The sequence below is a fragment of the Nocardia tenerifensis NBRC 101015 genome (assembly GCF_000308715.1).
In the GTDB taxonomy this organism is placed as follows: domain Bacteria; phylum Actinomycetota; class Actinomycetes; order Mycobacteriales; family Mycobacteriaceae; genus Nocardia; species Nocardia tenerifensis.
This window is the reverse complement of the sequence record NZ_BAGH01000017.1, coordinates 1-15,119: the sequence shown is the minus strand read 5'-3', so window position 1 is coordinate 15,119 and position 15,119 is coordinate 1. Positions and strand designations below refer to the sequence as shown.

Annotated in this window: 15 protein-coding genes, 1 tRNA gene and 2 pseudogenes; 7 read left to right on the top strand and 11 right to left on the bottom strand. The window is 68.4% G+C overall.

The features are described from left to right. Together ON39_RS01880 and ON39_RS01875 are read left to right on the top strand one after the other, a co-directional pair. Positions 1–187, top strand: a pseudogene (locus ON39_RS01880) (hypothetical protein); the annotation flags it as partial. Then, a complete protein-coding gene (locus ON39_RS01875; protein ID WP_040730071.1) occupies positions 187–1,521 on the top strand; it encodes a M1 family metallopeptidase in 1,335 nt (444 codons plus the stop codon). The pseudogene ON39_RS01880 and the gene ON39_RS01875, both read left to right, overlap by 1 nt. Here the strand turns inward: ON39_RS01875 and ON39_RS01870 are convergent, their stop codons facing one another. Genes ON39_RS01870 through ON39_RS01860 form a run of 3 tightly spaced genes read right to left on the bottom strand, consistent with a single transcriptional unit; the run spans position 1,522 to position 2,618 of the window. Next, complete coding sequence (locus ON39_RS01870; RefSeq protein ID WP_040730070.1) at positions 1,522–1,710, bottom strand: hypothetical protein; 189 nt, start codon at positions 1,708–1,710, stop codon at positions 1,522–1,524. It lies immediately after the preceding gene. A gap of 37 nt (positions 1,711–1,747) precedes the next feature. Beyond that, the gene (locus tag ON39_RS01865; RefSeq protein WP_040730068.1) at positions 1,748–2,203 is read right to left on the bottom strand and encodes a DUF2752 domain-containing protein; all 456 of its coding nucleotides are present in this window, start codon (positions 2,201–2,203) and stop codon (positions 1,748–1,750) included. A gap of 10 nt (positions 2,204–2,213) precedes the next feature. Beyond that, a complete protein-coding gene (locus ON39_RS01860) occupies positions 2,214–2,618 on the bottom strand; it encodes a glyoxalase superfamily protein (protein WP_246002972.1) in 405 nt (134 codons plus the stop codon). Between the two features lie 277 nt (positions 2,619–2,895). Here ON39_RS01860 and ON39_RS01855 point away from each other — a divergent pair, with 277 nt between their 5' ends. The 3 genes from ON39_RS01855 (at position 2,896) to ON39_RS01845 (ending at position 4,994) form a co-directional block, all read left to right on the top strand. Beyond that, a complete protein-coding gene (locus ON39_RS01855; protein ID WP_040730066.1) occupies positions 2,896–3,948 on the top strand; it encodes an alpha/beta fold hydrolase in 1,053 nt (350 codons plus the stop codon). Positions 3,949–4,081: 133 nt separating this feature from the next. Beyond that, positions 4,082–4,372, top strand: a complete 291-nt coding sequence (locus ON39_RS01850) for a putative quinol monooxygenase (protein WP_040730065.1) — start codon at positions 4,082–4,084, stop codon at positions 4,370–4,372. Positions 4,373–4,490: 118 nt separating this feature from the next. Next, entirely contained in the window at positions 4,491–4,994 is a 504-nt protein-coding gene (locus ON39_RS01845) for a hypothetical protein (protein WP_040730064.1), read from the top strand. A gap of 127 nt (positions 4,995–5,121) precedes the next feature. Here the strand turns inward: ON39_RS01845 and ON39_RS01840 are convergent. Next, positions 5,122–5,197: transfer RNA gene (locus ON39_RS01840), tRNA-Thr, on the bottom strand. A gap of 71 nt (positions 5,198–5,268) precedes the next feature. Beyond that, positions 5,269–6,474: a DNA polymerase III subunit delta' gene (locus ON39_RS01835; protein ID WP_040730076.1), complete on the bottom strand. Its 1,206-nt coding sequence runs from the start codon at positions 6,472–6,474 to the stop codon at positions 5,269–5,271. 95 nt (positions 6,475–6,569) lie between these two features. On the opposite strand from ON39_RS01835, the gene ON39_RS01830 reads away from it, so the two are divergent. Next, complete coding sequence (locus ON39_RS01830; RefSeq protein ID WP_040730061.1) at positions 6,570–7,115, top strand: DJ-1/PfpI family protein; 546 nt, start codon at positions 6,570–6,572, stop codon at positions 7,113–7,115. 40 nt (positions 7,116–7,155) lie between these two features. On the opposite strand, the gene topA is transcribed toward ON39_RS01830, so the two are convergent. Together topA and ON39_RS01820 are read right to left on the bottom strand one after the other, a co-directional pair. Continuing rightward, complete coding sequence (gene topA, locus ON39_RS01825; protein ID WP_040730058.1) at positions 7,156–10,062, bottom strand: type I DNA topoisomerase; 2,907 nt, start codon at positions 10,060–10,062, stop codon at positions 7,156–7,158. 323 nt (positions 10,063–10,385) lie between these two features. Then, entirely contained in the window at positions 10,386–10,592 is a 207-nt protein-coding gene (locus tag ON39_RS01820) for a cold-shock protein (protein ID WP_011206895.1), read from the bottom strand. A gap of 436 nt (positions 10,593–11,028) precedes the next feature. Between ON39_RS01820 and sftH the strand changes: the two genes are divergently transcribed. After that, positions 11,029–13,395 carry a DEAD/DEAH box helicase gene (sftH, locus tag ON39_RS01815; protein ID WP_083894198.1) on the top strand — a complete coding sequence of 789 codons (2,367 nt, stop codon included), beginning with the start codon at positions 11,029–11,031 and terminating at the stop codon, positions 13,393–13,395. A 301-nt stretch (positions 13,396–13,696) separates the two neighbouring features. On the opposite strand, the gene ON39_RS01810 is transcribed toward sftH, so the two are convergent. The 4 genes and pseudogenes from ON39_RS01810 to ON39_RS01795 form a co-directional block, all read right to left on the bottom strand. Then, positions 13,697–14,053 carry an Rv3654c family TadE-like protein gene (locus tag ON39_RS01810; RefSeq protein ID WP_040730054.1) on the bottom strand — a complete coding sequence of 119 codons (357 nt, stop codon included), beginning with the start codon at positions 14,051–14,053 and terminating at the stop codon, positions 13,697–13,699. Positions 14,054–14,121: 68 nt separating this feature from the next. Next, positions 14,122–14,436 carry a TadE family type IV pilus minor pilin gene (locus ON39_RS01805; protein WP_040730051.1) on the bottom strand — a complete coding sequence of 105 codons (315 nt, stop codon included), beginning with the start codon at positions 14,434–14,436 and terminating at the stop codon, positions 14,122–14,124. Positions 14,437–14,489: 53 nt separating this feature from the next. Next, complete coding sequence (locus ON39_RS01800) at positions 14,490–14,675, bottom strand: DUF4244 domain-containing protein (RefSeq protein WP_040730075.1); 186 nt, start codon at positions 14,673–14,675, stop codon at positions 14,490–14,492. A 168-nt stretch (positions 14,676–14,843) separates the two neighbouring features. After that, positions 14,844–15,119 (bottom strand): annotated as a pseudogene (locus ON39_RS01795) (type II secretion system F family protein); the annotation flags it as partial.

Sequence of the window (15,119 nt, the reverse complement as noted above, 5' to 3'; positions counted from 1 at the left end):
CACCCTCGGCGCGGGCGCCACGCTCGGCCCGCACTGCGTCGCACTGCCCGCGTCGACCATCGGCGAGGGCGCGACCATCGGCCCCGCCTCCCTGGTCATGCGCGGCGACACCGTGCCACCGTCCACCCGCTGGTGGGGCAATCCGATCGCACCCTGGTTCGGCGGCGGACCGGGAGCGGCCCGCTGATGCCGGGAAAGTTCTACGAGGCGCCCATCGATGATTACCTGCCGCAGAACGGCAATCGGGGCTACCGGGTCTCGCGATACGAACTCGACCTCACCTACAAGGTGGCCAGCAACCGGCTGGCGGGCCACGCCGAGATCACCGCGGTGACCACCGCCGTCCAGCCGCGGTTCGCGCTCGACCTGTCCCAAGCCCTCACGGTGTCGAAGGTTTTCGTCAACGGTGCGAAGGTGGCGAAGTACACCCATCAGCACGGCAAATTGGTGATCACCCCGCAGCACCGGATCCCGGCGGGCGGCGTGCTGTCGCTGGTCGTCCAGTACGCGGGCACCCCGCGGCCGGTGCGCGGACCGTGGGGGGAGGTTGGCTGGGAGGAGCTCACCGAGGGCGCGCTGGTGGCCAGCCAGCCCAACGGCGCCGCGTCCTGGTTCCCCTGCGACGACCACCCGAGTTCCAAAGCGAGCTACCGGATCTCGATCACCACCGACAGCCCGTACTACGCCCTCGCCAACGGCACGCTGCTGCGCAAGCAGGTCAAGGCCAGCCAGACCACCTGGGTGTACGAGCAGGCCGAACCGATGGCTACCTACCTGGCGACCATCCAGGTCGGGCCTTATCAGAAGCACCGCATCGCCGCCCCGCCCCACTCGGTGCCCATGCACGCCGTCGCGCCCGCCCGGCTGCGCGCCAACTTCGAGCACGACTTCGCCCGCCAGGCGCGGATGATGGAGGTCTTCACCGAGCGGTTCGGCCCGTACCCGTTCGAGGGCTACACCGTCGTCGTCACCGACGACGAGCTGGAGATCCCGATCGAGGCCCAGGGCATCTCCATCTTCGGCGCCAATCACTGCGACGGCAGGCGCGGCGCGGAGCGGCTGGTCGCGCACGAGTTGGCCCACCAGTGGTTCGGCAACAGCCTGACCATCCGGCAGTGGCGCGACATCTGGCTACACGAGGGCTTCGCCTGCTACGCGGAGTGGATCTGGTCCGAGGAGGCGGGCGGGCCCACCGCCGACCAGCTGGCCCGCGCGGCCCGGCACAATCTGTCCAGGCAGCCGCAGGACCTCGCCGTCGGCGATCCCGGGCCGCAGCACATGTTCGATGATCGGGTCTACAAGCGCGGCGCGCTCACGCTGCACGCGCTGCGCCTGGAGCTCGGCGACCTCGGTTTCTATGACCTGTTGCGGGAGTGGACGATTCGCTATCGGCACGGTTCGGTGAGCACCGAGGAGTTCACCGACCTCGCCGGGCATTACAGCCGGATACCGCTGCGGCCGCTGTGGGACAGCTGGCTGATCGAGAAGCCGCTGCCGCAGCTTCCGCCCTCGGCGGCGTAGTCAGAACACGAGGTAGCGCGAGGCGAGTTTCTCCACGAGGGGGTCGTCGTCGGGCACGCTGTCGAGCGCGTCGAGGTCGTCGGCGACCGAAAGTTCGCGGGTGTCCTCCCGTTCGGGGTCCGGCGCGCCGTCCTCGGCCAGCTGGCGCAGCAGTTTCGCGCGGACACGCTCCTTCAATGAATCACTCATGGTGGCAGCTTGCCCCGTGCGCGGCCGGCGAATCGCGCTAGACCGGGGTGAACCAGGTTCCCCACGGCGTATTCCGCACCACGGTGTAGACCGTCAACAGTGCGAAGAAGCTCCACATCGTGGCGCGGTTGATCGAGGGCAGGCGCATGCGCTGGCCGCGCCAGGCGCGCACCGTCCAGTCGCCCACCCACAGCACGAACGCGAGCACCAGCGGAACGGCGAGCAGATTGCTGTGCAACGCGTCCATCAGGTGGCCCTCGGTCAGGTTGTGCACCGCGCGCATGCCGCCGCAGCCCGGACACCACCAGCCGGTCAGCGCGTACACCGGGCACACACCGTAGGAACCGTCGATATGGGGATCGCGCACGTGCAGCAGCACGCCGAGCCCGACGCCGACGCCCGCCACCAGCAGCGGCACTCCCACGCCGCGCCTGGATGGGTGCGCCGAGTCCTGCCGCGCCGCCGGTTCCGGTGCCACGTGCGTGCTGTCCACAGCACCAACCTTAACCGCGTGTCGCCGCCGCGGGGTCTCGGTCCGGTTGGGCGAAGCGCAGGGTATTGCCGGACGGATCGGTCAGCTCGAATCCGGGACCGCCCGGCCCGTCCTCCGGATACCCGGGCTTGGCGTACCGGTACTGCTTTCCCGCCAACTCCGCGTGCCAGGCCCGGATGTCGGCCACCGCTATCCACACCACGGAGCCGGGCGTGCCGTCCCCGTGGTGCTCGCTGAGGTGTAGCTTCGCCTCGGCGCGGGAGACCTGCGCGTACAGCGGGAAGTCGTCGCCGAACCGATGCTCCCAGTCGACCGCGAAACCCAGGTAGTCGCGGTAGAACTCGTAGGTCCGCGCGACATCGAACATGCGCAGGACGGGAATGGGTGCGGCGAAGGCGATCTCGTCGGAGCTCACCCCGCGATCATCGCAGCCGGGTACGACATGTACGGCGCGTGGCGCGCAAAACCGTTACTGGATCGCCACTTTCGCGGGCTAACGCGGACCGCCCGCTTCGGCGATGAAGTCCACAGAGGCCATCTCCGACGCGATTTATTTGTGAAAGGAGACAGTGTCACTGCACCGGCCCGGGGGTATTCCTTCCTACGAGCCAGAAGTTTCGCCGCAGTCGCGCTTGCACTAGCAAGCACTCAGCTTGCACTGTACTGTGGCGGCAGACACAAAGGAGTGCTCGATGCTGGTGAAGTCGATGAAGACTTTGGCGGACGCGCGAAATGGCGCCTTGACCGCCGCTTATCGCGCCGGACTGCGCTCGCGCACCTTTCGGACCGCGTCGTTGAACGCTCCCACCGCTCCCCTCGAGGTCATCCCCGTCACCACCGTCGACGGCGCCCGCCTGCGGGTGCACGCCTACGGCCCCGCCGACGGCCAGGTCATCGTGCTGATCCACGGCTGGAGCTGCAGCATCGAGTACTGGAACCCGCAGATCAACGCCCTCGCCGATCGCTATCGCGTCGTCTGCTACGACCAGCGCGGCCACGGCGCCAGCGAACTCGGCGCCCTCCTGCCGACCCGCCACACCCTCGCCGACGACCTCTCCGCCGTGCTCGACGCCGCCCTGCGCCCCGGCCAGCGCGCCATCCTCGCCGGACACAGCATGGGCGGCATCACGATTCAGGCCTGGGCCGCCCGCTACCCCGAGCAGGTGCTGCGCCGGGCGTCCGCCGCCGTCCTGCTGAACACCACCTCGGGCAACATCCGCTACGACACCGATCTGCTTCCACTGCTGAACAAGCAGCTGGTGGTGCAGAACAAGCCGGTCACCCTGCTCGGCGCGCCGGTCCGGATGCCCACGTTCCTCTCCGAGGCGGTGCTGACCTCTCCGGTTCCGCTGCCCGGCGGCCCGCTGGTCTGCGCGGTATTGAAGTCCCGGGTCATGTGCAAGCACGCCACCGTCGATGAGGTGAACTTCGCGCTGGGGATCGTTCGCGGCTGCCGCCCCCTCGCCCGCGGCAGGCACGCCGCCGCCCTCGCCGACATCGACGTCTCCGACGGCGCCGCGCACCTCACCATCCCGACCACCGTCATCGCCGGCCGCCACGACCATCTCCTGCCCGAACGGATGTCGCGCCGCATCGCCGACGAACTGTCCCGCACCGGCCACCTCGCCGCGTACCACAGCTGGCCCACCGGTCACCTCGGCAATATCGAGGCCGCCGACCGCTTCAACGCCGTGCTCGAATCCGTCGCCCAGCAGGCCGGCCTCCCGGCCGCCGCCGCTGGCTGACCCTTCACTGTTCTCCTGGGTCGGTCAACGGCGCCCGGCCCAGGAGCAACATCCCGCACCGATGAGTTCGCCCGCCTCACGTCGTCCGCACTGCTGAGCACGCAATACCCCCGCAGCAGAAGAGGTTTCGCGAATGTTGATCATCGCCGGTCATGTGGAAGTCGCCCCCGCCCAGCGCGACGCCTACGTCGCCGCCTTCCACGACCTGCTCCGCCGCTCCCGAGCAGCGGCGGGATGCCTCGACTGCGCGATCACCGCCGACCCGATCGATCCCGCCCGGGTCAACGTCTTCGAGCGTTGGGACAGCGCGGAGCATCTCGAAGCGTGGCGGGCCGTGGCGAACGCGCCCGACCCCGGTATCGCCCTCGCGAACAACCACGTCATGAAGTACACCGCCGCCGACGAGCGACCGCCTTTCGACTAAGCGTCTCTTTGGTCACTTGACCAGCGGTTCTGTCCCCTGAACAGCGGATATTCGCCACGCGCCGCCGGTGGAATCGTGTTCGGCGTACGTTCCCCGAGCTAGTGGTGAAGGAAATACGTTGAGCACTTCAGGAATTCGCCATCCCCGTATCCGAAACGCCGCAGCGGCAACAATGCTCGCCGCCGCACTGACCCTCGCGGCCGCGGCCGGCGTGTCCGCGGCGCCTCCCTCCGGCAGCAGCGGCAGCGGATCCGGCAGCAGCGGCGGCCCCGGCAGCAGCGGTAGCGGCGGCGCCCCCAACACCCCGCCCCCACCAACCCAGCACTGCAACCAATCCACCCAGGCCGGCGGCCCCGGCGTCACCGAAACCATCCACCAACTCGGCCGCCCCGGCCCGACCTCTTTCGTCCTCTCCTACGAAACCTTCAACATCCCCGACCAAATCGAGGTCTTCTACCAGGGCACCCGAGTCCACAACACCGGCTACATAGGCGACGACATCAACGAAGGCACCGGCTCCGCAACCATCACCCTCCCCCCAGGCACCGCCACCACAATCCTCGTCCGAGTAACCGGCCCAGGAGGCACCGACTGGAACTACACAGTCCACTGCCCCCGCTAAGACCCAACTCGAGTTCACGCTCTACAAACCAGTCCCCACCCGACTGACCTCACCGGACAGACCCCTTGGGCAACGGGCCCCCACCCAGCCACCAAGAAGCTCCGCGATATGCGATGCAGAGAAAGAATGGAGCCGCCTGGGGGAATCGAACCCCCGACCTTTTCATTACGAGTGAAGCGCTCTACCGACTGAGCTAAGGCGGCGTGCCTTTCGGCGTGGCGAGTCTATCGTCTTGGGGGGTGGATTGCGAAAACGGGTGGTCAGGGGGGCGGGGTCAGGTGGATTGGGCGGCCATGAGGGCGGCGGCCAGGGCGGCCAGGGCGAAGCGGGGTTTGACGTTGACGTCGAGGGCTTCGCGGCAGGCCAGGACGGCGTCGATGGATTTGAGCAGGCCCTCGGGAGAGACGCGGTCGGCCAGGTCGTAAATCTGGTCGGACATGTCGGGGTGGGTGAGGGCGACGCCGGAGCCGTTGCGGGCGGCGCCGAAGCGGACGGCGAGTGCGTCGCGGTAGACGCCGGCCACGTCGATGAGGGCGCGGTCGAGGGAGTCGCGACCGGTGCGGGTGGCGCGCGACTTCTGGCGGCGTTCCAGGTCTTTCAGCACGCCCGCAGAGCCGCGGGTGGCGCCGGCCGCACCCTTGCCGGTACCGCCCGCGCCCATCGCGGTGGCCAGTTCTTCGCGTTCGCGGTCGTCGCGGACGGCGCTCATCTGTTTGGCTTCGTCGTCGGCGGCCTTGACCAACTCGTCGGCGGCGGCATAGGCGGTGCCGGGCTTCGACGCGGCGGCGACCAGCGCGAGGGCGCGCTTACGGCGGGCGCGCGCCTCCTCGTCGGTGGCCAGGCGGCGGGCGCGGCCGACGTGGCCGCCGCTGATCGAGGCCGCCCAGTTCGCGGTCTTCTCGTCGAGCTTGTCGCGTTCGCGCAGCACCTTCGCGATGGCGGGCACCGACGGCGTCACCAAATGCACATGCCTGCAGCGCGAGCGCAGGGTCACGGAGATGTCCTCGGGGTCGACCGACGGCGCGCACAGGAGGAACACCGTCCGGTCCGGCGGCTCCTCGACCACCTTCAGCAGCACGTTGCCCGCGGCCTCGGTCAACCGGTCGGCGTCCTCGATGACGACCACCTGCCACCGCCCGGTGCTCGGCCTGCGCGCGGCGATCTGCACGATCTCGCGCATCTCCTTGGTGCTGATGCTCAGCCCCTCGGGGATGACGCGGCGCACGTCGCCGTGGGTGCCCGCCATGGTGGTGGTGCAGGCGTGGCAGCGGCCGCAGCCGGGCGCGCCGGGGTCGGTGCATTGGAGGGCGGCCGCGAAGCACAGTGCCGCAACGGATCTGCCCGATCCAGGCGGACCGGTGAACAGCCACGAGTGCGTCATCGCACCTTCTACGACGTCCGCGCGAGCCGCGATCGCGGCAGCCGTCAGCGCGGACTCGACCGCATCCTGGCCGACCAACCGATCGAAGACACCCGCCACGCCGTACACCCTAGCGGCCCGCACCGACACGGATGGTGCGCGGTATTGACCGTGCCGTCGGCCGGGCGGATCCTCGAGAAGGAGGTGGAATCACCGTGAGAATTCTGTTGATCACCGGAGATGCGGCCGAGGACCTCGAGGTCATGTACCCGTATCAGCGCCTGCTCGAGGAGGGCCACGAGGTGGATATCGCGGCCCCCGCCGTCAAGAAGCTGCAGTTCGTGGTGCACGACTTCGTCGACGGCTTCGATACCTACACCGAAAAGCTCGGGCACAGTTGGCCTGCCGACGTCGCCTTCGCCGATGTGGATCCATCCGCCTACGACGCGCTGGTCGTCCCAGGCGGCCGCGCGCCGGAGTACCTGCGCAACAACGAGGACTGCCGGCGCCTGGCGCGGCACTTCGCGGAGGCGGGCAAGCCCATCGCCGCGCTGTGCCACGGCCCGCTGATCCTCGCTGCCGCAGGTGTTTTGGCTGGCCGGTCGTGCAGCGCGTACCCGGCGCTGGCCCCGGATATCGAGGCGGCGGGGGCGAAGTTCGTGGACAGCGAGGCCCACGTCGACGAGAAGATCGTCACCGGCCGCGCCTGGCCCGACCACCCGGCCTGGATGCGCGAGTTCCTCAGGGTGCTCGGCGAATAACGCGAAAGTCGTTCGTGGGCCGGATGATCGGCCCACGAACTCAGGCTTTCCCGACCCCGGTCTTCTTCGCCGCCGTCTTCTTCGCGGCGGTCTTCTTGGCGACCGTCTTGGTGGTCGTGGACTTGCTCGCCGTCGCCTTCTTGGCGGTGGTCTTCTTCGCCGCGGTCTTCTTCGCAGGCGCCTTCTTGGCTGCCGCCTTCTTTTTCACCGGTCCCCGCGCCCGGCGATCCGCGAGCAGCTCCATCGCCCGCTCCGGCGTGATCGACTCGATCTCGTCGCCCTTGCGCAGGGTGGCGTTGGTCTCGCCGTCGGTGACGTAGGGACCGAACCGTCCGTCCTTGATCACCATCGGCTGGCCGGACGCCGAGTCGTTGCCCAGCTCACGCAGCGGCGCCGCCGCGGACGCCTGCCGCCCGCGCCGCTTCGGCTCGGCGTAGATCTTCAGCGCCTCCTCGAGCGTGACGTCGAAGATCTGATCCTCGGTGGCGAGCGACCGAGAGTCGGTGCCCTTCTTCAAATATGGCCCGTAGCGACCGTTCTGCGCGGTGATCTCCTCGCCGGAGGCGGGGTCAACGCCGACCACGCGGGGCAGCGAAAGCAGCTTGAGCGCGTCGTCGAGGGTGACGCTGGCCAGATCCATCGACTTGAACAGCGACCCGGTGCGCGGCTTGGCCGCCGCCGCCTTCTTCGCCGTCTTCTTGGCGGGTGCGGCGCCCTCCTCGGCGGCGGGCTCGGGCAGCACCTCGGTGACGTACGGGCCGAAACGTCCTTCCTTGGCGACGATTTCGTGCCCGGACTCCGGATCGATGCCGAGCGAGCGCCCTTCCTGCGGCGTCGAGAACAGCTTCTCGGCGACCTCCTGGGTCAACTCGTCCGGCGGGAGATCGTCGGGCAGGTTCGCCCGCTGCGAGATCGAATCACCTTCGGGATCATCGGGATTGGCGACCATTCGCTCCAGGTACGGCCCGTACCTGCCGACCCGGACCACGACGTCACGGCCCTGGTCGTCGACGAAGAGCTTGATGGAGTTGATCTCTCGCGCGTCGATGTCGTCGAGGCGCTCGCCCACCATCTTCTTCAGCCCGCCCGACCGCGCGACCGAACCCTCCGCACCGGTGTCGCCGCCGAAATAGAAGCTGGACAACCAACTTCCGCGCTGCTCGCGCCCGCCCGCGATGGCGTCGAGGTCGTCCTCCATGCCGGCGGTGAAGTCGAAGTCGACCAAGCGGCCGAAATGCTCCTCCAGCAAACCGATTACGGCGAACGCCACCCACGACGGCACCAGCGCGCTGCCGCGCTTGTACACGTAGCCGCGGTCGAGGATCGTCTTGATGATCGACGAATACGTCGAAGGACGGCCGATGCCGAGCTCTTCGAGCGTCTTGATGAGCGAGGCTTCGGTATATCTGGCGGGCGGATTCGTGCTGTGCCCATCGGGATTCAGCTCGACCGCGGTGACGCCCTGGCCCTCCTCGAGCGCGGGCAGCCTGGACTCGGCGTCGTCGGATTGGCCGCCTGCCTCCTCGTCCACGCTCTCCACGTAGGCCTTGAGGAAGCCCGCGAAGGTGATGGTGCGGCCGGAGGCGGAGAACACGCACTCCTCGCCGGTGGCCGCGACGCCGGTGATGCGCAGGGTCAGCGTGGTGCCCCTGGCGTCGGCCATCTGCGAGGCGACCGTGCGCTGCCAGATCATCTCGTAGAGGCGGAACTCGTCGTTGTCCAACCGCGAATGCAGTTGCCCCGGCGTGGCGAAGGTATCGCCTGCCGGGCGGATCGCCTCGTGGGCCTCCTGCGCGTTCTTCACCTTGCGGGTGTACTGCCGCGGCGTCGGGTGCACGTACTCCGAGCCGTACAGCTGCGTCGCCTGCGACCTGGCCGCGGCGATCGCCGACTCCGACAGCGTGGTCGAGTCGGTACGCATATAGGTGATGTAGCCGTTTTCATACAGCCGCTGCGCGACCCGCATCGTGCGCTCGGAGTTGAAGCGCAGCTTGCGCCCCGCCTCCTGCTGCAGCGTCGAGGTCATGAACGGCGGATACGGCTTGCGGGTGTACGGCTTCGCCTCGGCGGAGGAGACCACCAGGTCGGCGCCGTCGAGCGCCTGCGCCAGCGCGCGGGCGTAGCCCTCGTCCAGCACGACGACGCCCGAGGCGGTCTTGAGCTGACCGTCCGACCCGAAGTCGCGGCCGGTGGCCACGCGCGCACCGGCGACACTCACCAGCCGCGCACCGAAGGTCCTCGGGTTGCTGGTGTCGCCGTCCTCGCCCGGTCCCGCGTCGAGTTTCGCGGCGATGTCCCAGTATTCGGCGGAGCGGAACGCCATCCGCTCGCGCTCGCGCTGGACGATAACCCTGGTGGCGACGGACTGCACCCGGCCCGCCGAGAGCCGTGGCATGACCTTCTTCCACAGCACCGGACTGACCTCGTAGCCGTACAGCCGGTCCAGGATGCGGCGGGTCTCCTGCGCGTCGACCAGATCGTTGTCGAGGTCCCGCGTATCGGCGGCGGCCGCCTGAATGGCCGGCTCGGTGATCTCGTGGAACACCATCCGCCGGACCGGGACCTTGGGCTTGAGCGTCTCCAGCAGGTGCCAGGCGATCGCCTCGCCCTCGCGGTCGGGGTCGGTGGCGAGGTAGAGCTCGTCGGCGTCCTTCAGCAGGCTCTTGAGCTCGGCGACCTTGGCCTTCTTGTCGGGGCTCACCACATAGATGGCCTCGAAGTCGTGGTCCACGTCGACGCCCAAGCGTGCCCAGGACTCGCCCTTGTATTTGGCGGGAACGTCCGCCGCCCCACGCGGCAGGTCCCGGATGTGCCCGACCGAGGCCTCGACCGTGTAGTTACGGCCTAGGTAGGGCGCTATCTTGCGGGCCTTGGTTGGGGACTCGACGATCACGAGACGACGCAGGGGACGGCCCTGGTCGGCTGCACCGCGGTCTCGTGTTGCCACCGGCGAATACACCTTTCCTGTCGACCCGCGCGGGCGCTTTTCGGGCGCTGTGCGCGGCTTGGGCAAGCGGGGGCGACGGCTGGGCGTCGCCACCAGACACGTTTATACCTTGACGCTACGTGTGGCCGAGTGCTTGCGACTTGAACCACAGAGCGTACGCGCGTCACTGCGAATCAGTATGCCTTGTGTTCCGGCCCCGGCTGCGCCACGCCGTGTACACAGGGCCGTTGACCTGAGTCGCCGGGTGTGTCCTTGCCCTAGATATAGCTCGTCCCCCACCTCCGGCTTACCGGCGGTGAGGGACGAGAGTTGGGTTGCGTCGCTCAGCTGAGCGCGCGAACTCCGGTGGCCTGCGGGCCCTTGGTGCCCTGGCCGACCTCGAACTCGACCTTCTGGTTCTCTTCGAGGGTACGGAAGCCCGACCCCTGAATTTCGGAGTAGTGGACGAAGACGTCAGCGGAGCCGTCCTCGGGCGCGATGAAGCCGAACCCCTTCTCCGCGTTGAACCACTTCACAGTTCCCTGTGCCATTCTGTTCCTTCTCTTTTCTTACCGGAACGGCGGACAACTGGGTTCGTCCACCGGGCCCGTTCCGACCGCTGTACTGTTGGTTCCCCCTGCAGGAAAGCACCAAGCACACCGTTCGCAACATCGATCCTGCTGACGGTTTGGACTTTGGATCCGACCCTCGAACACAGAAGCTTGCGACCAGGAACCAGTGAACCATGTCTTCGAGCAATTCAACAGTCGAGTTACCGACAATTTGCAAAAAAGTTGATCTTGCGAATGCGCAGGTGAGGGACACAATGCCGGAATCCGTACTTGAGGTTCGTTTGCCTCCCGATAACCGAGTGGGCGTATGGCAAACAGCCTGCGACCCAGGTCGCTATTGGGGATCGAATTGGCAGGTAGGGCTTCCTAAGCGTGCACGTTTCACACTTTCTCAGCGTGTCGTGGCGCGCGCCGCATGAATCCGACGAACGCGACGGCTCGCACAGCACCCTCCAAGGGCTCCGGCTATGGGACATCGTTGCTGAATCGTGTCCTAGCCGGCGACCCCGCCGACGACCCTCGGCTGACCCATGTCGTCGAGCTACCCGCCCGCGTCGCCGAGGTCACCACCTGGCCCGATTGGGCATCGCCAGAGGTGATCTCGGCATTACAGGACACGGGGATCGACGCGCCGTGGAGTCACCAGACTCGCACCGCCGACCTCGCCCACGGCGGATCGCACGTCGTGGTCAGCACCGGCACGGCGTCGGGCAAGTCGATGGGTTATCAACTGCCGGTATTGACCGCGCTGCGCGAGGATCCGCGCGCGAGCGCCATTTACCTGGCGCCGACCAAAGCGCTCGGCGCGGACCAACTGCGGGCAATCGGCGCGCTGACCCATGAGGGGCCGCTGCGCGATATTCATCCGGCGACCTACGACGGCGACACGCCGGCCGAGATCAGGCAGTGGGTGCGGTCGAACGCGCGCTGGATTTTCACCAACCCCGACATGCTGCACGTCGGCATCCTGCGCTCGCACCAACGCTGGGCGCGGGTGCTGCGCAGGCTGCGGTACATCGTCGTCGACGAATGCCACGCCTACCGAGGCGTTTTCGGTTCGCACGTGGCACTCGTCCTGCGCAGGCTGCGCCGGATCGCCGCGCGCTACGGCGCCGACCCGGTATTCGTGCTGTGTTCGGCCACCACCGCCGAGCCCGCGGCCGCCGCCGCCCGCCTGATCGGCGCGCCGTGCGTCGCGGTCACCGAGGACGGGTCCCCACAGGGGCCGCGCACCGTCGCACTGTGGGAGCCGCCCTTGCTCACCACGGTCACCGGCGAGAACGGCGCACCGGTGCGGCGGGCGGCCACCACGGAGGCCGCGCGGATCATGGCCGACCTGGTGGTCGAGGGCGCCCGGACGTTGACCTTCGTGCGGTCGAGGCGGGCCGCGGAGCTCACCGCGATGGATGCCCGGCGGCTGCTGGGCGAGGTGGACCCGAGCCTGGCCGAGCGCGTCGCCGCCTATCGCGCGGGGTACCTCGCGGAGGATCGGCGCGAGCTGGAGACGGCGTTGTCCGACGGTTCGCTGATCGGCGCGGCGACGACCAACGCGCTCGAACTGGGCGTCGATATCGCGGGGCTCGATGCCGTGGTGGTCTGCGGTTTCCCCGGAACCGTCGCGTCGTTCTGGCAGCAGGCCGGACGAGCGGGGCGGCGCACCCAGGGCTCCCTGGTACTGCTCGTGGCCAGGGACGATCCGCTGGACACCTATCTCGTGCACCATCCCGCGGCGTTGTTGGACAAGCCCGTCGAGGCCACCATCACCGACCCGCGCAATCCCTACGTGCTCGGGCCGCAGTTGCTCTGCGCCGCACTGGAACTGCCGCTCACCGACCAGGAGGTGGCGGAGCTCGGCGCGCTCGACGTGCTCACCGGGTTGGCGGAGAAGGGGCTGATCAGGCGGCGGGTTGGCGCCGCGGGGCGCGGACGGTGGCACGTCACCGCGGAGACACAGCCGCACGACTCGGTCGATGTCCGGGGCGGGATCGGCACGCCGGTGGCCATCGTCGACGGAGAGACCGGCAGGCTGCTCGGCACGGCCGACGCCGGGCGCGCGCCCGCGACGCTGCACCAGGGCGCCGTACATCTGCATCAGGGCGACACCTACGTGGTCGACGAGCTGGATCTCGAGGACGGTGTCGCGTTCGTGCACGGCGACGAACCGGGTTGGACGACGAGCGCGCGCTCGGTCACCTCGATCGCCATCGACGCGATGACCGAGGAGCACCGGCACGGGCGGGTGACCACGGCATTGGCACAGGTCAGGGTGACCAGTCAGGTGGTCGGCTATCTGCGCACCCTGGTGACCGGCGAGGTGCTCGATCTAGTCGAACTCGATATGCCCGAGCACACGCTGACGACGAGGGCCGTGCTGTACACGGTGAGCCCGGAGTTGCTGGCGCTGGCCGGAATCGACCCGGCCGACCTGCCCGGCGCGCTGCACGCCGCCGAGCACGCGGCCATCGGCCTGTTGCCGCTGGTCGCGACCTGTGACCGGTGGGATATCGGCGGCGTCTCCACCGCCGAGCATCCGGATACCGGGCTGCCGACGGTGTTCGTCTACGACGGTCAGCCGGGCGGGGCCGGGTTCGCCGAGCGTGGGTTCGCCCAGCTGCAGCGCTGGCTCTCGGCGACCCTTGCCGTCATCGAGTCCTGCGGCTGCGCCGCGGGCTGTCCGTCCTGCGTGCAGTCGCCCAAGTGTGGCAACGGGAACCATCCGCTCGACAAGGCTTGCGCCGCACGACTACTCACCGCGGTGCTGGCCGAGCTCTCGGTCAGTTGACCAGGCTGAGCTCGGTTCGTTACGGTGCCGAGCTCAGCCTGTGACCAGATGCGACCTGACCTGCGCGTTTCCTGCGGTCGACACATACTGGTCAGCCGTCCATCTGTGCCGAATAAAGAGGAAAGTATTCAGGTTAACTGCGCTATTGCCGCGTCATCATCTGCGAACATGCGCATTCATTAGATTCTTTATCCGCGCGCCTGCGGACAATTCTCCCGTCCGAAATTATTTGGCAAGGGCATTTACCGGTTTCGGCTACCGGCGACCACATCGAGCGTGCGCGTCGGCGCTTAGGTTTCTCTCAGTTTTCGACAGGCCCGGCGCGTGCTACCGCGCGCACCGTCCGCACTCCTAACAGACCTATTGGTACATTCCTGTTAACAATCACAGTGGTGTCCCACTCTGCGACTTCGCACTCTTCCAGTCGGGTTCCCATCCGCCGCGCAACGTCCGTCGCCTCCAAACATGCCGCGTCAACTCCCTCGATCAATGCGCCCGCCGCCGCGAGCGCCGCCAAGTCCGCTGCCGCCTGCGCCCGATGCCGGGTGACCACAACCACGCCCACCTGGCCGATCAGCAATGTCGCCGCAATGAGCCCACACAGTGCGAGACACGCGAACGCGGTCGCCGCGCCCTCATCGGCCCGCCATGTCGCCATCGGCCGCCGCCCTTGCACACGGTCGCCCGCCCGGGCACGGACGGCTGGACCGGCGCGCGTCGGCGGGCTCACGGTGTTGTCCCTGGCTCGCGCGAGGCGACGGCGTCGGCGTGGAGGGTCAGCAGGGGTAGGAGCGGGGCGCGACTGGTCACCCGGGCGAGGACGCGGGCGCCCTCATTGCGCACCGTGATGTCCGCGGCCGGAGGCGCTATGCGGCGTGCCGTCGAGACGGCGTTCGCTTCGTCGCCACGGGCGGACAGGCGGGCTGCCTCGCGGGCGGCGTCGACACAGCGAACCTGGGTCGACGCCGCCAGCAACGCACCGACGCACAACACGATCGCGACGATGAGGGTGGCGAGCGCGATGGCCGCCTCCACCGTCACCGAGCCTCGGTCATCACCGAGAAGCCCTGCCCCACACTGGTTCCGCCGCTTCGCTATACGGCGGTGTTGAGCGCCCGATCGATGATCTTCGTCAGCGCGTTGACGATGCTGTCGCCGGTCACCACCCCGTACAGGACGGCGCCGAACGCCGCCGCGGCGATCGTCCCGATCGCGTACTCCGCCGTGCTCATCCCGTCGTCCGCGACCACCGCGTGCATGATTCGCGAACGCAGCTCCATATATACAGCCCGCGTTCCGTGGATCGCGTGGCTCGTCATTCGCTCGATTCCCACCTGATTCCCCTCTCACCTCACCCCGCGCGGCCGATCCGCACAGGACTGCTCCGACCAGCTCGGTTCCAGCGGCCTCGCGACCGAGACCGCGCTGGGTCGGCCTCCGATGTGCGCTCACAGCAGGCCATCTCCCAGTACTCGGCCTGCCAGTCCGAGGACGACCGGCACTATGCCGAGGCAGACGAAGGCGGGGAGGAAGCAGAGGCCGAGTGGACCGCCGATCAAGACACCGGCTCGTTCGGCGCGGGCCGCGGCGGCGTCCTCGACCGTGGCTCGGCGCTGTTCGGCCAGCTCCCCGACCGCTACCGCGAGCGAGGCGCCCGAGCGCGCCGATCGGCGGGCCATCCGCGCCAGCGACTCGACCTCCTCGGCACCCGGGCGGCCCATGAC